The following is a 17,195-nucleotide window of genomic DNA, read 5'->3' on the forward strand; positions in this document are numbered from 1 at the left end:
GAGACCGCGATCGCGCAAAAAAAAGCCCCGCGAATTTCGCGGGGCTTTTGGGGCCGAGACGCGAGCGTCGGTCAGGGCAACAACGACCAGGCGGTGGAGTAGCCGGCGACGAACGAGGCATCGAAGTTGCCGTCGCCGCGGCTGCGCCACAAGTACATCTGACCGGTGGTGGCATTGGTCCAGATGAGATCGCCGCGGCCGTCGCCGTCCAGATCGCCGGTGGTGGCGATGCGGAACTCGGGCGCCACGCCCTTCACGCCGCTGGACTGCACGCTCGCACCGTTCATCATCCAGTACGCGATCATGGCGTGACCGGAGTGTTCCCAGACCAGATCCGAACGGCCATCGGCGTTCAGATCGGGGGTGCCGACGATGGTCCAGGCGCTGTCGTAACCGCCCAGGGACGGCTTATCGAAATCGCCGTCTGCGCGGCCGCGCCACAGGGTCAGCTGACCCAGGCTCGGATTGGCCAGCACCAGGTCGCCGCGGGTGTCGCCATCGAAGTCGCCGGCGGCGACCACGCGCGCGGCGCCGATCGGGAACACGCGGCTGCCGGTGACGGTGTTGGTGCTCATCAGCCAGTACGCCATCAGGCTCGCGCTGGTGTTCTCCCAGACGATGTCGTCCTTGCCGTCGCCGTTGAGGTCGACCGTCTTCACGACCTTCCATTCGCTGGCGAAACCGCCGATCACCGAGAAGTCGAACTGGCCGTCGCCGCGGCTACGCCACAGCTGCAGCTGGTTGAAGTTGACCCAGAGGACGTCCATGCGGCCGTCGCCATCGAAATCGCCGGTGCCGGCGATGCGCGTGCTGGCCGCCAGCGGGTAGTAGCCGCTGCCGATGTTCGTGGTGTTGTTCATGAACCAGTACGCCATGCCCGGCTGGTTCGCGTTGTACCAGACCAGGTCGGAGTAGCCGTCGCCGTTGATGTCGTTGTGCTTGCGGCTCGGGTTGGGCACCAGGGAAGCGCGGAACTGCGCGATCAGCGGCATCGTGATGTTCAGGCTGCGCGCGTTGTCGGCGGTGGCCGAGCCGGTGGGACGTCCGGTGCCCGGATGGACGACGTTGGGGTTGCCGAAGTACGGGATCGAGAACTGAGTGCTACTGGCCAGGCGGTAGGCCATGACGGTGTAGAAACCGTTGGTCGCCGCTTCGCGGTAGCCGTAGGAATAGCTGTGCGCACCCTGACCGCTGCTGTCTTCGGGATTGTGCGCCTGGCCCATGTTGTGGCCGAGCTCGTGCGCCAGCGTTTCCTCACGGCAGAAGTAGGTCTTGCCGTCGCCTTCGTCGCGGTCCTGGCCGTCGCTGACCACCGAGTAGCCGAAGCCGGCATCGCTGTTGTCGATGGTGCTGCCGCCGCCGCCGAGCAGCCAGGCGATGCCGCAACCGTCCTGTTCGGGCGTGGTGAACGGACGCACCAGCGACACCAGATCGGCGCCGACCGCGTCGCGCGCGGCGCGCAGGCCCTGCAGGCCCGCCGGCACCGGCTGCTGGGTGCAGCCGGAGCTGGTGCAGGTGTAGCCGGTCAGGGCTTCCAGCGCGGTGTCGTTGCTGTTGGCGTCGGTGTAGTCGACCTGCATGGTGTGCACGAGGCGCACGCGCGGGTTGATCTGGCTGTCCTGGTAGGCCTGGTTGGTGATCGCCATCAGGTTGACCAGGCGCGTGTTGACCTGGGTGGCGCCGCCGTAGCGGGCGACCATGCCGGCGGTGTAGCCCAGCGCCACGTCGACGGTGTTGGCCGCGTTGGCCAGCGTGCCGACCTGGGCCGACGCGGCGTTCGCCGCGGCCTTGGGCGGAATCAGGGTGTCGGATTCGGCCTCGCTGCGCAGGTTGCCGTCGAGCAGCTTGGATGGATCGGCCTGCATGACCCAGGTACGGCCGTTGAGCGTGGTGATGCGCAGGGCTTCGGTGGCCTTCTGTTCGATCTTGCCGAACACCGCCTTCTCGCCGAAGGTGATGACGGCGCGCAGGCCGTCCTCGGTCTGGCCGATCCAGGTCCAGTTGCCGTCGAGGCTTTCCTCGTGGCGCTGGTAGGCGATGCGCATCGGACGACCGTCCGGCGTAGTCAGCGAGATCGCGCGACCCGGCAAGGTGGCGGCGAGGCCATGCGCCTCGCTCAGCTCGACCGGCAGATACGTGAAGGCGCCGCGCTGTTCGCTGGGCTGCTTGCGGTCGTACTGGATCAGGGCGCCGCGGTCGGGCAGCGCTGCGAAGCCCTGGCCCGGCGCGTGGCCGAATGCGGGGCTCGTGGCCTGGGCGACGGCGCCAGCACCCGTCTTCGCCGAGGCTGTGGCCTTGCGGCCGTCGTCCGATTCGGACGCACAGCCGGCAAAGAACAAAGTAAGGGTCAAAGCTAATATGGAATAACGCATCGTTGCCTCAGCTGGCTGCATCGTTGGTGGCGCCCGGTGGCAAGCATAGCGCCTTAGCTCGGGCCGTCGCATGACCGGGCTCGGGGCGGATCGCGGCTATTTGCTACGCCTATTCCAGTTCCGAAAGCACATGAATGGGGGCGTTCGTGTGCCAGCTACCTGCGTTGTCGCCGATCGCCCGGAAACGGGCCGGCGCCTGTTCCCTGGGAAAACGGCGACCGGCAACGAAAAAGGCCGCCCGAAGGCGGCCTTTCGCGTGTCGCGGCGAGGTCGGTTCAGAGTGCCTTTTCCAGCTCCGGCAACAGCGTGAACAGATCGCCCACCAGGCCGATATCGGCGATCTCGAAGATCGGCGCGTCGCCGTCCTTGTTGATCGCGACGATGGTGCCCGCGTCCTTGATGCCGGTCAGGTGCTGGATCGCGCCGCTGATGCCGACCGCGACGTACAGCTCCGGGGCGATGATCTTGCCGGTCTGGCCGACCTGCAGTTCGTTGGGCACGTAGCCGGCATCGACCGCGGCGCGCGAGGCGCCGACCGCGGCGCCGAGCTTGTCGGCGAAGTCGTAGATGATCTTGAAGTTGTCGGCCGAACCGACGCCGCGGCCGCCGGAGACGACGCGCTTGGCGCTTTGCAGGTCGGGACGATCCGACTTGCCAGCGGCCAGGCCGACGAAGCGGGTGTGGCCGGGCAGGGTCGCTTCGACCGTGGCCGCTTCGACCGCGGCGCTGCCGCCCTTGCCGGCTTCCGGCCACGAGGCGGTGCGCACGGTGGCGACCACGGTGTGATCGGCCGGGGCTTCGACGGTGATGATCGCGTTGCCGGCGTAGATCGGACGCTTGAAGGTGTGGCTGGCGTCGACCGCCATCACGTCGGAGACCTGGGCCACGCCGAGCAGGGCCGCGACGCAGGGCATCAGGTCCTTGCCGAAGGTGGTCGAGGGGCCGAACACGTGGCTGTAGCCGGGCGCCAGCGCGGCTACCTGCGGCGCCAGCACTTGCGCGATCGCGTTGGCGTTGGCGGGGTTGCTCACGGTCAGCACGCGCGCGACGCCGGCGATCTGCGCGGCTTCGCTTGCGATGCCGGCCGGGTCGGCGGCCAGCACCACCACGTCGATGGCGTCGGGCTTCAGCGCCAGCGCCGCGGACACGCACTTGGCGGTCGAGGCGTTGAGCTTGCCGCCCAGGTGTTCGGCAACGATCAGAACCTTGCTCATCACAGCAACCCCTTCTGCTTCAGTGCGGCGACCAGTTCGGCCGCGTCCTTGACCATCACGCCACGGCTGCGCTTCGGCGGCGGCGCGTAATGGGTGGTCTTGAGGGTGTCGCCGGTGTCCACGCCGAGGTCGGCGAAGGCGATGGACTCCATCGGCTTGCTCTTGGCCTTCATGATGTCGGGCAGCTTGATGAAGCGCGGCTCGTTGAGGCGCAGGTCGGTGGTGACAACGGCCGGCAGATCGACTTCCAGCGTTTCCAGGCCGGCGTCGACTTCGCGCGTGACCGTGGCCTTGCCGTCGGCGACCTCGAGCTTGGAGGCGAAGGTGGCCTGCGGGCGGCCCCACAAGGTCGCCAGCATCTGGCCGGTCTGGTTGGCGTCGTCGTCGATCGCCTGCTTGCCCAGGATCACCAGGTCCGGCTGTTCCTTCTCGATCAGCTTGAGCAGGGTGCGCGCGGCGGTGAGCGGCTGGATCGGCTGGTCGCTGACGACGTGGATGGCGCGGTTCGCGCCCATCGCCAGGCCGTTGCGCAGATGCGCCTGGGCGTCGGCGGGACCAATCGTGGCGACCACGACCTCGGTCGCGATGCCCTTGTCGCGCAGCCGCAGCGCTTCTTCCAGCGCGATCTCATCGAAGGGATTGGCCGACAGCTTGACGCCGTCGGTGACCACGCCGGAACCATCCGGCTTGACCTGAATGCGGACGTTGTAGTCCACCACGCGCTTGTAGCCGACGAGGATCTTCATCGTGCGGGGGTTCCTTGGGGGTGCCCGTTGGGGGGTGCGCGGCCCGGGGGCCGAGAACCGCCAATTCTAGCGGAGACCGTTCGCGGGCGCAGGGGGCGGAACGGCCGGTGGCAGGCGCCGGGCGGCCGAAATGCGCCCAGCGTGCAGGCAACGTGCGCCGATCCGTACGAATTACGCGGCCGGCGTGCGGTCCGCCACGGTCAGGATCTGGCGCCCGCGCCAGTCCGCGCCCGGCGCCAGCGACAGCGGCATGGCGACTGCGGCGGCTTCGATGCAGACGAAGCGCGCGTGCTCGCCCGCGCCCAGATCGTCCAGGCCGGCGGCGAGCGCGGCGCCCGGGTTCCAGACCACGGTGTCGGCATAACCTTCGGCGTCGATGCGCAAGCCGCGTTCGCCGTCGAGCAGATGCAGACCGCCGGCGATGTCGGGGTAGAGGCGGTCGAGCTCGCCGTCGAAGCGCAGGTCGTGTTCGCGCTGGACGGCGGAGGCGCCGGCGCGGGTGGCGTCGGCGTAGGCGCGTCCTTCCAATCCTTGAACGCGCGCGCCGGCCAGGTCGTCCACGCCTAGATACGTGTGCAAGGCAGCGGTGAAGGCGAAGATCTCTGCGCCGGTGTTGCGCACCTGCAGCGCGATCGCCAAGGCATCGGCGCCCAGTTCCACCGTCAACTCGGCCTGGAATGCATAAGGCCACGACGCGCGCGTGTCGGCGTCGTCGCGCAGCACGAAGCGGCCCGCGCCCGCCTGCGACCACTCGCGCACGCGCGCGAAGCCGTGACGCGGGCCGGGCCCGCGGTCGGAGAACTGCGGAAAGATCACCGGCACGCCGCCGCGGATGGCCTGGCCCGGCGCGAAGCGCGCGCGCGGGCTCAGGTACAGGCGCTCGCGGCCGCGGCAGGTCCAGGACAGCAGCTGTCCGCCGTGCAGGGCCACCTGCGCGCTGGCGCCGTCCGGCCCCTGCAGGCGCACCGACGGGGCGCCGTTCACGCCGCCTCCGGGGCCGGACGGCGAGGCTGGGTGACTGCTACCTGAGCGACGGCCCGTACCGACGCGCCGCCAAGCGGGCGGCGCGCGGCTCCGATCCGGTACCCTTCACGACGTAACCCCAGTGCGGAGTCGAAATGCTTCACCCGGTCATCCTCAGCGGCGGCAGCGGAACCCGATTGTGGCCGCTTTCGCGACAGAACCAACCCAAGCAGTTCCTGTCGCTGATCGGGGACCATTCGCTGTTCCAGGAAACCGTGCTGCGCGCGAGCAAGCTGCCCGATGCGCAGGCCCCGATCACGGTCTGCGCCGACGACCACCGTTTCATGGTCGGCGAGCAGTTGCAGGCGATCGGCGTGCGCAGCGGCGGCATCCTGCTGGAGCCGGTCGCGCGCAGCACCGCGCCGGCGATCGCGGCCGCGGCCCTGCACGCGCTGGTCGGCGACCCCGACGCGCTGCTGCTGGTGCTGCCGGCCGATCATCTGATCGAGGACGAAGCCGCCTTCCGCGACGCCGTGAGCGCGGCGCTGCGGCTGGGCCGCGAGGACTGGCTGGTGGCCTTCGGCATCCGCCCCGACTACGCCGAAACCGGCTACGGCTACATCCTGCGTGGCGACGGGCTGGGCGCGGACGGCTATCGCATCGAGCGCTTCGTCGAGAAGCCCGACCAGGCCACCGCCGAACGCTATCTCGCCGAGGGTACCTACGCCTGGAACTCGGGCATGTTCCTGTTCCGCGCGCGCAGCTATCTGGACGAACTGGCGCGGCTGGCGCCGGCGATCCACGCCGCCGCCCAGGCCGCGTTCGCCAGCGCCGGCACCGACCTGGATTTCCTGCGCCTGGGCCATGACGCGTTCGCGGCCAGTCCCAGCGATTCGATCGACTACGCGGTGATGGAGAAAACCGACCGCGCCGCGGTGGTGCCGGTGAGCTGCGGCTGGAGCGACATCGGCTCCTGGTCCTCGCTGTGGTCGGTGGCCGAGCGCGACGCCGACGGCAACCGCCACGAAGGCGACGTGATCTCGGTCGACACCCGCGACAGCCTGGTGCGCGCGTCCGACCGCCGCATGATCGCGACCCTGGGCGTCGAGGATCTGGTCATCGTCGATACCGCCGACGCCACCCTGGTCGCGCGCAAGGATCGGGTCCAGGACGTCAAGATCATCGTCGACCGGCTCAAGGCCGCCGGCCGCCAGGAACACCTGTTCCACCGCAAGGTCTACCGGCCCTGGGGCAGCTACGATTCGATCGGCGTGGGCGAACGCTTCCAGGTCAAGAAGATCGTGGTCAAGCCCGGCGCCGCGCTCAGTCTGCAGAAGCATCAGCACCGCGCCGAGCATTGGATCGTGGTCTCCGGCGTGGCCGAGGTCACCTGCGACGACAAGGTGTTCGAGCTGCGCGAGAACGAGAGCACCTACATCCCGCGCGGCAGCGTGCACCGCCTGCGCAACCGCGGCAGCGAACCGGTCGAGTTGATCGAAGTGCAGTCCGGCGGCTACCTGGGCGAGGACGACATCGTCCGGCTTGAGGACGTATACGGGCGCTCTTGAGCGTCCGTATACGTCTGGTAGGCGTAGCGTTCCTGAGGCGCCCGTGATTCGCGTACGCGCTTAGTTCGTCGCGCCCAGGCGTTCGCGCAGGCGCGCGACGAAACGGTCGGCGCTGCCGTCGGCGTAAGGGAAGAACAGCGACGGCTCGCACAGTTCCAGTTCCAGCAGGCGCGGCGTGCCGTCGGCGTCGCGGATCAGATCCACGCGCGCATAAGCCAGCGGCGCCTCCAGCTTCAGCGCATCGCGCGCGGCCGCCAGCACCGCCTGCGCCAGCGCGTGCTCGTCCTGGCCGGGCTCGCGCGCGACGATCTGTTCGGGCACGAGCGCGGTGCCGTTGCCGCTGTCGTCGGGACGCAACAGCGCGCCCTTGCGGATCGCATGGCTGTAGTCGCCGTCGAAATACAGCAGGGCGGTTTCGCCGTCGCGATCGACCGAGGCCAGGTAGGGCTGCAGCAGCACGCTGCGGCCGGCGTCGAGCAGGCGCGCGATGTGGTTGGCGGCGGCGAACTCCTGCGAGCGCGCATACCGTTGCGTATCGCGCGAACCGGCGCTGACCGTGGGCTTGACCACGAACTCGGCGGCCCCGGCGTGCTCGGCCAGGAAGGCCTGCAGCGCGGGCAGGGGCTCGGCCTCGGGTTCGACGAAGGCACTGGGCACCACCGCCACGCCGCGCGCGGCCAGGTCGGCCAGGTAGTGCTTGTCGGTGTTCCAGCGCACCACCGGCAAGGGATTGAGCAGGCGCGACTGCGCGGCCACGCGCTCGCACCAGGCCAGGAATTCCGGCAGGCGCTCGGTGTAGTCCCAGGGCGAGCGCAGCAGCGCAGCGTCGTAGCGTGTCCAGGCCACGCTGGGGTCGTCCCAGGCGCGCACCTCGGCGGCCAGGCCGGCGCGGGCGCAGGCCTCGATCAGCGGCACCATATCGGTGTCGGTTCCGGTAGCGGCGATGGCGGTGACCAGGGCGATTTTGCTCATGCTTCGAGTCTAACGTCGCCACCCATCCCGGCACGAGTGACCATTGCCCTAAGGTCCGGTGGGGCCGGGCGGGCTGGCGCGCTAAACTGCGCCCATCCCGTACAGGAGTTCCCCCATGGCCGAGGCCATTGCCGCGACGCCCAGCGCCGGCGCCGCGAAGAACAAAGTGTTCCCCAATGCCGACGAAGCGCTGCGCGGACTGGTCGCGGACGGCCAGACCCTGGCGGTCGGCGGCTTCGGCCTGTGCGGCATTCCCGAGGCCCTGATCGCGGCACTGCGCGACAGCGGCGTCAAGGGCCTGACGGCGATTTCCAACAACGCCGGCGTCGACGGTTTCGGCCTGGGTCTGCTGCTGGAAACGCGCCAGATCCGCAAGATGATTTCGTCCTACGTCGGCGAGAACAAGGAATTCGAACGCCAGTTCCTGTCCGGCGAACTCGAGCTCGAGTTCAACCCGCAGGGCACCCTGGCCGAGCGCCTGCGCGCCGGCGGCGCCGGCATCCCGGCGTTCTACACCCGCACCGGCTACGGCACCGTGGTCGCCGACGGCAAGGAGACGCGCGAGTTCGACGGCCACCACTACGTGATGGAAACCGCGCTCAAGGCCGACGTCTCGCTGGTCAAGGCCTGGAAGGCCGACAAGGCCGGCAACCTGGTGTTCCGCAAGACCGCGCGCAACTTCAATCCGGCCTGCGCGATGGCGGGCAAGGTCTGCGTGGCCGAAGTCGAGGAAATCGTCGAGATCGGCGCGATCGATCCCGATCACGTGCACCTGCCCGGCATCTACGTCGATCGCATCGTGCTCAACGCCGCGCCCGAGAAGCGCATCGAGCAGCGCACCGTGCGCGCCTGACGCGCACCCAGTACCGACGACTCGACGCTTACGACTCTTTCAAGGAATTCGACATGGCTTGGACCCGCGATCAAATGGCGCAACGCGCCGCGCAGGAACTCACCGACGGCGCCTACGTCAACCTCGGCATCGGCTTGCCGACGCTGGTGGCCAACTTCATCCCCGAGGGCATGGACGTGTGGCTGCAGTCCGAGAACGGCCTGCTCGGCATCGGCCCGTTCCCGAGCGAGGCCGAGGTCGACGCCGACCTCATCAACGCCGGCAAGCAGACCGTGACCGCGCGCGCCGGCGCCAGCTACTTCGGCAGCCACGACAGCTTCGCGATGATCCGCGGCGGCCACATCGACCTGGCGATCCTGGGCGCGATGCAGGTCACCGACAAGGGCGATCTGGCCAACTGGATGGTGCCCGGCAAGATGGTCAAGGGCATGGGCGGGGCGATGGATCTGGTGGCCGGCGTGAAGCGCGTGGTGGTGCTGATGGAGCACAGCGCCAAGAACGGCGAGCACAAGATCCTGCCCGAGTGCACCCTGCCGCTGACCGGGCTGGGCGTGGTCAACCGCATCATCACCGAACTGGCGGTGATGGACGTGACCGAGGACGGCCTGGTGCTGGTGGAAAGCGCGCCGGGCGTGAGCGAGGACGAGCTGCGCGAAAAGACCGGCGTGGCGTTCAAGCGCGCCGCCTGAGGCGCGCGTCCGCCGCCTGCGGCGACGCCCCTGAGGCATCGCCGCCGGTCACGGACGAAGGCGAAACCGGGCGCTGCGCCCGGTTCGCATCAACGGGATTCGATGAAGTCGCGCATCTGCGGGAAGTAGTTCGCGGGTTGGCGCGTGGACAGGCGGCTGCCGTCGGCGGCCACTTCGAATTCGTACATGCCGTGCTCGGCATGCGGGAACACAGTGAGGCGGATCGGCGCGCCGGCCTTGGCCAATGCGGTGAGGCGGCGCACGGTCTCCGCGCTGGGCGCGTCGATGTCTTGCGCGCCCAACAGCCACAGCTGCGGCGTGCGCAGATTGCGCAGCACCGGTAGGGCGTCGTAGTCCAGGGACGCGCCCGGAAACAGCGTTGGGCCCACGCTGCGCAGTTCAGCCTCGGGTTTTTCCAGAATGAAGTAGCTGACGTTGCCGCGCACGAACTTGAACCAGGGTTCGGCGCCATAGCGCTGCTTGATCCGGGCCACCTGCTCGTAGCCTTCGCGGAAATCGCTCTCCAGCACCGCGGCGGTGGCGTCGGCCACCTGCATGGCCTTGGCGACCACGTCGGGGCCGTAGCCGCGACGCGTCATGTCCAATTCGATCGCGGCGCGGTCCTCGTCCAGCGGCGACACCGCCAGGCCGAAACTGACGATCACGAAATCCGCCGGTTCGATCTGCGCCGCCAGCGGCGCCACCCAACCGCCCTGGCTGCCGGCCTGATAACCCATCTTGCCGGCGCGCGCGCCGGCCAGCCGACGCGCTTCGCGCAAGGCGGCGATCGCGTCGTTGGCCAAGGTGAGGAAGTTCTGGGTGTAGCGCCCGCCGGATGCGCCGGTGCCGCGCTTGTCGTAGACGAAGGCGCCGATGCCTTCGGACGGGAACTGGCGCTGCAGCGCGTAGTAGTCGCGCGCCGAATCGCGTTCGGAGCCGTGCACCAGCACCACGATCGGCACCCTGCTTTTGCCCGGCGGCAGCACCAGACGACCGGACAGGGTTGCGCCGCCGGACTGGAAGCGCGTCTCGGTCACGTCGAACGCGAGCCGCTGGCCTTCGACGCGGTCGAAGGCGATGCGGCCGGCGGCGCAGTCGCGCAAGGCGATCTGGTGGCCATCGGCGCGTTCGGTCCAGCCTCGCGTGCTCGACCAGTCGCCCGGCGCGGCCCAGCTCAGCTTGCCGCTGGTGCCGTCCTTCATGCGCCAGCGGTAGTGCGATTCGTCGGACACCGCGATATCGACGTCGCGGCCGTCGCTCAGGCGGTAGCTGCCGATGCAGCTCTTGTCGGTCGGCTCGGCGGCGGACGCGGGCAGCAGGGCGCTCGCGGCCAGCAGCGCGCACAGGGCGAGGCCGCGGCGGAGGAGGGAGGGGGCGTTATCCATGGTCTAGGTTGGGCCGAAGGCAGGGAGAGGGAGCCGCGGCATCACGCCGCAGGTACTTTTTACCCCTGGCGACCAGTACAGTACCGATACACTTTCCGCGCCTGGGGCCGATACGGTGTCCGTGCCTTCCAAACCTCGCCCGCCCGGCCTGAGCCGGGTCGAAGACTGCGTGCGCTGGGCGCGCCGGCGCATCGAGGGCGAGGTGCTGCGGCCGGGCATGCGCCTGCCTTCGGTGCGCGCGTTGGCGCGCCAACGCGGGGTGTCGCCGTTCACCGTGGTCGAGGCCTACGAACGCCTGGTCGCCGATGGTTATCTGGAAGCCCGCCGCGGTTCGGGATTCTACGTGCGCGAGCGCGCGGTCGCGGTGCCCGCGTCGGAACCGCCGGCGGGATCGGTGATCGATCTGGATTGGCTGATGCAGAACATGCTCGAAAGCGGCGCCGCGCAGGGGCCGGGACTGGGCGTGCTGCCGGCGTCGTGGCTGGACGGCGCGCAACTGGGCGCGGCGATCCGCGCGCTGGGGCGCGAGGGGCGCTGGCTGGACAGCGGCAAGCCGCACGGCTACGGGCCCTTGCGCTCCCTGTTGCAGCAGCGCCTGGCCGAGCTGGACATCCTGGCCCAGCCCGATCAGATCGTGCTGACCACCGGCGTCGCGCATGCGCTGAATCTGGTGCTCGCGGCCCTGGTCAAACCCGGCGATGCGGTGCTGACCTTGGACCCGTGCTGGTTCGGCGCGCTCGGCATCGTGGCCGCGCACGGCGCGCGCGTGGTGGGCATCGCCTGCGGCGCCGACGGCCCGGATCTGGCCGAACTGGAGCGGCGGATGGCGCAGGAGCGGCCGCGCCTGATGGTGCTGAGCACCGCCGCGCGCAATCCGACCGGGCTATCGCTGCCGGAGAGCATCGTGGTGCGCATCCTCGCGCTGGCCGCGCGCCACGATGTGACCGTGTTCGAGGACGACGTCTACGCCGATCTGTGCGGCTCGCGGGTGACGCGCGCGGCGGCGCTGGATCGGCTTGATCGCGTGGTCTATGCCGGCAGTTTCTCCAAGACCTTGGCGGCGAACGTGCGCGTCGGCTACCTGGCCGCCAACGCCGAACTCGCGCGCAAGCTGACCAACGCCAAGATCCTGACCGGCTTCACCACGCCCGAGCTCAACGAGCGGCTGGTGCACAAACTGTTGGCCGAGCGCCGTTACGACAAGCACGTCGAAGGCCTGCGCGAACGCCTCGCGGGTCAGCGCGAGCTGGCCAAGCGCCTGTTCGCGGCCGCAGGCGTCGAGATCCTCGGCGACCCGGCCGACGGCATGTTCCTGTGGGCGGACATGCGCGCCGACACCAATCAACTGGCGATGCGCTGCCGCGAGCAGGGCATCCTGATCGCGCCGGGCAGTCTGTTCACCGCGCAGCAGGCGCCGAGCACCTGGATGCGGTTCAACGTCACCGCGCAGGTGGACAAGCGCATGCGTGATTTATTGTTCGCTTGAGCGAGCTTCCGCGGCGGGCTGCTCGAGCGATGCGTCTCGTATCCCGGCGAGCAGGGCAGCGGTCGCGCTATGGCGAATCGACTCGCGTGATCGTGGCGGGCGGCGGATCGGGGAAGTGCGCGCGCAGGCGACGCCACAATGTCATCGCGTCCGCGGCGCCGGTGGCGCCGCAGGTGCGCGAGCGGGCGTGGTAGCGGCCGAGCACGCAGGCTTCGAGGTAAACGATGTTGCCGTCGAGGCAATGAGCATCGGTCTGCGGCGCGAACCATAAGTCCGGCGCGCTCCAGGCCTCGCGCACATCGGCCAGATCGGCCTTGCGCACGCTGCGCCGTAGGGTCGGGCGCAGCTCGCGGGTGCGCAGGATTTCGCCCGGTGCCGGTTCCGGCGCCATCACCGGAAATCCGTCGACGATGGTCACGTCCAGCCATTCGCCGGACGAGGTCATCTCGATGCTCCAGACCTTTTGGTCCGGTACGAACCAATGGTCGCCGATCAGCGCGGCGTAGGTTTCCGCCGGCTCGCCAGGCCTTCCGTCCCCGCAGCGTTGCACCAAGGGGCGCTCCGCATTGGACGCGAAATGACGTTGGAAGCCATCGCGGAAGTTGCCCAGCAACAAATCCCGGACCGGGTACTCGGACGCATCCATGCCGCCTTCGGGTATCGGAATCCACGAGGCGGGGGCGGTTACGCGGACGGGGGGCTGAGGGCGCGTGACCACCCAGCCGGCCGCCGCGACGATCGCCAACGCGATCGTCCACAGCGCGATGCGCGATGCGCGCACGGCCACCGTCAGAGGTTCTGGTAATTCGGCCCCGAGCCGCCTTCCGGCGTGACCCAGGTGATGATCTCGTAGGGGTCCTTGATGTCGCAGGTCTTGCAGTGCACGCAGTTGGCGGCGTTGATCTGCAGGCGCTTGCCCTCGGCGTCTTCGACGATCTCGTAGACGCCGGCCGGGCAGAAGCGGGTACAGGGGTTGCCGTATTCCTCGGCGCAGCGGGTCACGCAGATCGAGGTGTCGGCGACCTTGAGGTGCACCGGCTGGTCTTCGTCGTGTTCGGTGGCGGCGAAGTAGACGCCGGCCAGGCGGTCGCGCGGCGCCAGGCTGCGGTCGACGTAGTCGCGCTTGGGCTTTTCGGCCTCGTCGAGTTTCTGCAGCGAGGACCAGTCGGGCTTGTTCTTCAGCGTCCACGGCGACAGCCCGCCGGTGACGGTTTCCCAGGCCGCGTTGAGCATGCCGAACCACAGGCCGCGCTTGAACCCGGGCTTGATGTTGCGGACTTTCTTGAGCTCGTCCATCGCCGGCGAGGCGCGCAGCTTGGCGTCGTAACCTTCCGGCGCCAGTTCGGACGCGGCCAGGTGTTCGGCGGCGAGCATGCCGCTGCGGATGGCCTGGTGGGTGCCTTTGATCTTGGGCACGTTGAGCAGGCCGGCGGTGTCGCCGATCAGCAGCGCGCCCGGCATCTCGACCTTGGGCAGCGACTGCCAGCCGCCGGTGACGATCGCGCGCGCGCCGGCCGAGACCAGGTTGCCGCCTTCCAGCAGGGGCTTCACCGTGGGGTGGTTCTTCCACTGCTGGAAGGCTTCCCAGGGCTTGTAGTCGGGGTCGCGGTAGTCGAGGCCGCTGACGTAGCCCAGGGCGATGCGGCCCTTGTCCAGGTGATACAGGAAGCTGCCGCCGTAGGTGTGGTTATCGGCCGGCCAGCCGAAGCTGTGCACGACCTTGCCGGGGGTGACCCGGTCTTCGGGCACCTGCCACAGTTCCTTGATGCCGATCGAATAGCCCTGCGGGTCGCTGTCCGCGTCCAGGCCGAAGCGCTTGATCAGGCGCTTGGTCAGGTGGCCGCGCGCGCCCTCGGCGAACACGGTGACCTTGGCGCGGATGTCGATGCCGGCGGTGTAACCGGGCTTGTGCGACCCGTCCTTGGCCACGCCCATGTCGCCGATGCGCACACCGGCCACGCGGCCGTCGGCGTCGTGCAGGGTCTCGGAGGCGGCGAAGCCGGCGTAGATTTCCACGCCCAGCGCTTCGGCTTGCGGCGCCAGCCAGGCGCAGGTCGCGCCCAGGCTGACGATCACGTTGCCGTGGTGGTTGTTCATGCCCGGCGGCACCGGCAGGCGGCGGCCGCCGTCCTTGCTCAGCAGCCAGAACTCGTCCTGGGTGACCGGCACGCAGATCGGCGGCGGGTTGTCGCGCCAGTTCGGCAGCAGCGCGTCCAGCGGGCCGGTCTCGATCACCGCGCCGGACAGGATGTGGGCGCCGATGGTGCTGGACTTCTCGATCACGCAGACCGAGAGCTCCGGGTTGATCTGCTTGAGCCGGATCGCGAACGACAGGCCGGCCGGACCGGCGCCGACGGTGACGACGTCGTACTCCATGACGTCGCGCTCGACCTCGGCGGGGTTGGGGCTGTGTTCGCTCATGCTGGCTCTCCGCTTGCTGAGGCTGGAATTGTCGCGGGTTTGGGCCCCGAGCTCAAAGTCGGCCCGCGAACGCGGCGGCGACGGTATGCTCGACGCCGCCTCCCTTTGGCCCTGCGCGTATGACCGGCCCCGCCTCTCCACCCGCGAAGGACGCGCGCGTGCCCGCCGGGCCGCGCCTGTTCCTGGCCGAGGTCGATGCCGCCCACGACGCCGTCTACGAGGCCCAACTGGGCCTGCTGGACGAGGACGAGCGCGCGCGCCTGGCGCGTCTGCGCCTGGTGCCGGTGCGGCGCGAGGCCCTGGCCGCGCGCTTGTTGTTGCGCCACGCGCTGTCGGCCTGCCAACCGCGGCGGCCGCAGGACTGGCGCTACCTGCGCGGCGTCTATGGGCGCCCGCGCGTGGCGGATGCGCCGGAACTGAGTTTCAGCCTGTCGCATTGCGCCGGCCTGGTCGGCTGCCTGGTCGCGCCCGGTGGCCGCGTGGGGCTGGACCTGGAGCCCTGCGCGCGCGCCACCGAGGAACTGTGGAACGCGCGCACGCTGGCGCCGCAGGAACTGGACGAGTTGCTGGCGCAGGCGCCCGAGCGGCGCGACGCTGCGTTCCTGCGCAGTTGGACGCTGAAGGAGGCCTATGCCAAGGCCGGCGGCCGCGGCCTGCGCCTGCCGTTCGATCGCATCGCGTTCGCGCGCGCGGGCGACGGCGCGCCGCGATTGCAGCGCGATCGCGCCGAAGCGCCGGCGTGGCGGTTCTGGAGTTTCCGGCTGGACGCCGCGCATGTCGGCGCGATCGCCCTGCGCAGTCGCCGTGTCGCCGCGCAGGCGATCGCGATCGAAACCGTGCCGGCCTTGCCCTATCGCGGCGCCGGCCGCGTGCTGCGGCCGGCCGACCCGTTCTAAGCGCGGTCAGCGCCGCGCGCTGCGCGGGTGCTCGGCCTGTTCGTGGGCGTTGCCGCTGCTCAGGATCCAGCCGCCGAGGTCGCGGGTGATCGCGGCCAGGGCGCCGTCGAAGGCGGCGACCACGTCCGGCACCGCGGTGGTGGACGCGCGCTGGCTCTGCACGAAGGTGCGCGCGGCGGCGATCTTCTGGTCGCTGTTGTGCAGCAGCTTGGCGCTGACTTCGATGGTCGCCGAGGGCAGGGCCTGGCCGTTGTAGTCGGATTCGAAGCGGCGCAGGTCCAGCACCAGCTTGTAGTCGGCGGCCACGCCGCTGCCCTGGCGCGCGACCGCGTCGATCCGGCCGGAGTCCTCCAGCGCGCGCAGCAGCGCGTCTTGCAGCATCTCGCCGGGCGGCTTGGCCCAACCGGCGCCCTTGTAGACCTGCATCTCGTTCGGGCTGGGGCGCACCGCGATGCGCAGGCTGTCGATCATGCGCGCCGAGGTCGGCGGCGTCAGCGACAGCTGCCAGTCGGCGTTGGGCCAGGCAGCGTCGGCCTGCACGCGCGGATCGGGCGCGTACAGGGTGGAGCGCTCCTTGGGCTTTTCGCCCAGGATCGAGCACGCGCTCAGGCTCAACAGCAGGCTCAGGCCGGCGGCGCGGCGCAGCAGCGCGTAAGGGCGGGGCAGGGGGCGAGAGGTCATTGCGGCTCGAACTCCTTCTGGGCATCGCGGCCGAGCAGGTAACGGGTCGGGTTGCTGTCGATGCGGTCGCTGATGCGACGCAGGTCGCGCACCAGCACGCGCAACTCGGCCAGGGTCGGGCCGAGCTGCGCGAGGCCGTCGTTGGCGAAGCTGCTGATCGCGGCGCGGTTGTCGTTGAGGATGCCGTTGGCGCCGTTGGCGGCCGAGTCCAGGCGGGTCAGGGTGCTGTCGAGCTTGGAGATCAGCCCGGGCAGCTTGGCGACCAGTTCGCGGTCGACGTTCTTGACCGCCTGATTGGTGGTGTCCAGGGTGGCCGACAGCTGTTCGCTGGACTTGCGCGCGTTGACGATGAGCAGGCGCAGGTCGTCGCGCTGGTCGGCGATCGAGCCGGTCATGGCCTCGATGTTGGACAGCGTGTTCGACACCCGCTTGACGTTCTCGTCGCTGAGCACCTGGTCCAGGCGCGCGACCAGGCGGTTGGCGGTGTCGGCGATGTTCTGCAGCGCCGAGGCCTCGGTCTGGATCACCGGGATTTCGCGGCGGTCGACGTCGGCCAGGGCCGGGCTGCCGGGGCTGCCGCCGGTGAGCTGGATGATCGGGCTGCCGGTGATGCCGGTCAGCGACAGCTTGGCGCGGGTGTCGGCCTTGATCGGCGCGTCGGCCTGCAGGCGCAGCTGCGCGATCACCCGGCGCGGGTCGTCCGGCGCCAGCCGCAGCAGCTTCACCGTGCCCACCGAGATGCCGTTGTATTGCACGGTGCTGCCCTCCGACAGGCCGGTCACCGGTTCGTTGAAGATCACCGCGTACTCGCGCCAGCTCTTCTCGGACGAGTACTTGGCGGCCCACAGCGCGAACAACAGCAGGAACAGCGTCGCGATGATCGTGAACGCACCGATGAGGACGTAATTGGCCTTGGTTTCCATCAGGCACCTGAGACGATGAGGCCCGG

At 69.6% G+C, this 17,195-nt stretch carries 15 protein-coding genes; 5 read left to right on the top strand and 10 right to left on the bottom strand.

The window, feature by feature from the left end:
- Positions 1 to 71: 71 nt before the first annotated feature.
- From ASE35_RS10145 to ASE35_RS10160, 4 genes are all read right to left on the bottom strand, one after another.
- Positions 72 to 2,372 carry an FG-GAP-like repeat-containing protein gene (locus tag ASE35_RS10145; protein WP_235570046.1) on the bottom strand — a complete coding sequence of 767 codons (2,301 nt, stop codon included), beginning with the start codon at positions 2,370 to 2,372 and terminating at the stop codon, positions 72 to 74.
- A 275-nt stretch (positions 2,373 to 2,647) separates the two neighbouring features.
- Positions 2,648 to 3,586 carry an electron transfer flavoprotein subunit alpha/FixB family protein gene (locus tag ASE35_RS10150; RefSeq protein ID WP_057160451.1) on the bottom strand — a complete coding sequence of 313 codons (939 nt, stop codon included), beginning with the start codon at positions 3,584 to 3,586 and terminating at the stop codon, positions 2,648 to 2,650.
- A complete protein-coding gene (locus tag ASE35_RS10155; protein WP_056178938.1) occupies positions 3,586 to 4,332 on the bottom strand; it encodes an electron transfer flavoprotein subunit beta/FixA family protein in 747 nt (248 codons plus the stop codon). The genes ASE35_RS10150 and ASE35_RS10155 overlap by 1 nt, the downstream gene beginning before the upstream one ends.
- A gap of 171 nt (positions 4,333 to 4,503) precedes the next feature.
- Complete coding sequence (locus ASE35_RS10160; RefSeq protein WP_082611220.1) at positions 4,504 to 5,316, bottom strand: D-hexose-6-phosphate mutarotase; 813 nt, start codon at positions 5,314 to 5,316, stop codon at positions 4,504 to 4,506.
- Between the two features lie 134 nt (positions 5,317 to 5,450).
- On the opposite strand from ASE35_RS10160, the gene ASE35_RS10165 reads away from it, so the two are divergent.
- Positions 5,451 to 6,863 carry a mannose-1-phosphate guanylyltransferase/mannose-6-phosphate isomerase gene (locus ASE35_RS10165; RefSeq protein WP_057163770.1) on the top strand — a complete coding sequence of 471 codons (1,413 nt, stop codon included), beginning with the start codon at positions 5,451 to 5,453 and terminating at the stop codon, positions 6,861 to 6,863.
- A gap of 60 nt (positions 6,864 to 6,923) precedes the next feature.
- On the opposite strand, the gene ASE35_RS10170 is transcribed toward ASE35_RS10165, so the two are convergent.
- Positions 6,924 to 7,835: a hypothetical protein gene (locus tag ASE35_RS10170; RefSeq protein WP_057163771.1), complete on the bottom strand. Its 912-nt coding sequence runs from the start codon at positions 7,833 to 7,835 to the stop codon at positions 6,924 to 6,926.
- 115 nt (positions 7,836 to 7,950) lie between these two features.
- Between ASE35_RS10170 and ASE35_RS10175 the strand changes: the two genes are divergently transcribed.
- Both ASE35_RS10175 and ASE35_RS10180 read left to right on the top strand, forming a co-directional pair.
- On the top strand, positions 7,951 to 8,688 hold the full coding sequence (locus tag ASE35_RS10175; RefSeq protein ID WP_056178953.1) for a CoA transferase subunit A: 738 nt from the start codon (positions 7,951 to 7,953) through the stop codon (positions 8,686 to 8,688).
- A 53-nt stretch (positions 8,689 to 8,741) separates the two neighbouring features.
- Positions 8,742 to 9,377, top strand: a complete 636-nt coding sequence (locus tag ASE35_RS10180; RefSeq protein WP_057160453.1) for a CoA transferase subunit B — start codon at positions 8,742 to 8,744, stop codon at positions 9,375 to 9,377.
- Positions 9,378 to 9,466: 89 nt separating this feature from the next.
- On the opposite strand, the gene ASE35_RS10185 is transcribed toward ASE35_RS10180, so the two are convergent.
- Entirely contained in the window at positions 9,467 to 10,762 is a 1,296-nt protein-coding gene (locus tag ASE35_RS10185) for an alpha/beta hydrolase (protein ID WP_057163772.1), read from the bottom strand.
- A 121-nt stretch (positions 10,763 to 10,883) separates the two neighbouring features.
- On the opposite strand from ASE35_RS10185, the gene ASE35_RS10190 reads away from it, so the two are divergent.
- The gene (locus tag ASE35_RS10190; protein ID WP_200957020.1) at positions 10,884 to 12,248 is read left to right on the top strand and encodes a PLP-dependent aminotransferase family protein; all 1,365 of its coding nucleotides are present in this window, start codon (positions 10,884 to 10,886) and stop codon (positions 12,246 to 12,248) included.
- Between the two features lie 67 nt (positions 12,249 to 12,315).
- Here ASE35_RS10190 and ASE35_RS10195 read toward each other — a convergent pair whose 3' ends face one another.
- On the bottom strand, positions 12,316 to 13,035 hold the full coding sequence (locus ASE35_RS10195; RefSeq protein ID WP_057163773.1) for a hypothetical protein: 720 nt from the start codon (positions 13,033 to 13,035) through the stop codon (positions 12,316 to 12,318).
- Positions 13,036 to 13,037: 2 nt separating this feature from the next.
- Positions 13,038 to 14,669: an electron transfer flavoprotein-ubiquinone oxidoreductase gene (locus ASE35_RS10200; protein ID WP_056178970.1), complete on the bottom strand. Its 1,632-nt coding sequence runs from the start codon at positions 14,667 to 14,669 to the stop codon at positions 13,038 to 13,040.
- A gap of 158 nt (positions 14,670 to 14,827) precedes the next feature.
- Between ASE35_RS10200 and ASE35_RS10205 the strand changes: the two genes are divergently transcribed.
- On the top strand, positions 14,828 to 15,565 hold the full coding sequence (locus ASE35_RS10205; protein ID WP_162259049.1) for a 4'-phosphopantetheinyl transferase superfamily protein: 738 nt from the start codon (positions 14,828 to 14,830) through the stop codon (positions 15,563 to 15,565).
- 6 nt (positions 15,566 to 15,571) lie between these two features.
- On the opposite strand, the gene ASE35_RS10210 is transcribed toward ASE35_RS10205, so the two are convergent.
- Together ASE35_RS10210 and ASE35_RS10215 are read right to left on the bottom strand one after the other, a co-directional pair.
- Positions 15,572 to 16,246 (bottom strand): ABC-type transport auxiliary lipoprotein family protein, encoded by a 675-nt coding sequence (locus tag ASE35_RS10210; RefSeq protein WP_057163775.1) that lies wholly within the window; start codon positions 16,244 to 16,246, stop codon positions 15,572 to 15,574.
- Entirely contained in the window at positions 16,243 to 17,169 is a 927-nt protein-coding gene (locus ASE35_RS10215; protein ID WP_056178980.1) for an MlaD family protein, read from the bottom strand. Before ASE35_RS10215 ends, ASE35_RS10210 begins: the two co-directional genes overlap by 4 nt.
- Positions 17,170 to 17,195: the final 26 nt, after the last annotated feature.

This window comes from Lysobacter sp. Root916 (assembly GCF_001429785.1).
Classification (GTDB): Bacteria; Pseudomonadota; Gammaproteobacteria; order Xanthomonadales; family Xanthomonadaceae; genus Lysobacter.

What these genes read in the sequence shown, in the direction of transcription:
- ASE35_RS10165 (WP_057163770.1), top strand. Translation starts at nt 5,451, where the DNA reads ATGCTTCACCCGGTCATCCTCAGCGGCGGCAGCGGAACCCGATTGTGG.
- ASE35_RS10155 (WP_056178938.1), bottom strand. Translation starts at nt 4,332, where the DNA reads ATGAAGATCCTCGTCGGCTACAAGCGCGTGGTGGACTACAACGTCCGC.
- ASE35_RS10170 (WP_057163771.1), bottom strand. Translation starts at nt 7,835, where the DNA reads ATGAGCAAAATCGCCCTGGTCACCGCCATCGCCGCTACCGGAACCGAC.
- ASE35_RS10180 (WP_057160453.1), top strand. Translation starts at nt 8,742, where the DNA reads ATGGCTTGGACCCGCGATCAAATGGCGCAACGCGCCGCGCAGGAACTC.
- ASE35_RS10210 (WP_057163775.1), bottom strand. Translation starts at nt 16,246, where the DNA reads ATGACCTCTCGCCCCCTGCCCCGCCCTTACGCGCTGCTGCGCCGCGCC.
- ASE35_RS10200 (WP_056178970.1), bottom strand. Translation starts at nt 14,669, where the DNA reads ATGAGCGAACACAGCCCCAACCCCGCCGAGGTCGAGCGCGACGTCATG.
- ASE35_RS10150 (WP_057160451.1), bottom strand. Translation starts at nt 3,586, where the DNA reads ATGAGCAAGGTTCTGATCGTTGCCGAACACCTGGGCGGCAAGCTCAAC.
- ASE35_RS10175 (WP_056178953.1), top strand. Translation starts at nt 7,951, where the DNA reads ATGGCCGAGGCCATTGCCGCGACGCCCAGCGCCGGCGCCGCGAAGAAC.
- ASE35_RS10145 (WP_235570046.1), bottom strand. Translation starts at nt 2,372, where the DNA reads ATGCGTTATTCCATATTAGCTTTGACCCTTACTTTGTTCTTTGCCGGC.
- ASE35_RS10185 (WP_057163772.1), bottom strand. Translation starts at nt 10,762, where the DNA reads ATGGATAACGCCCCCTCCCTCCTCCGCCGCGGCCTCGCCCTGTGCGCG.
- ASE35_RS10215 (WP_056178980.1), bottom strand. Translation starts at nt 17,169, where the DNA reads ATGGAAACCAAGGCCAATTACGTCCTCATCGGTGCGTTCACGATCATC.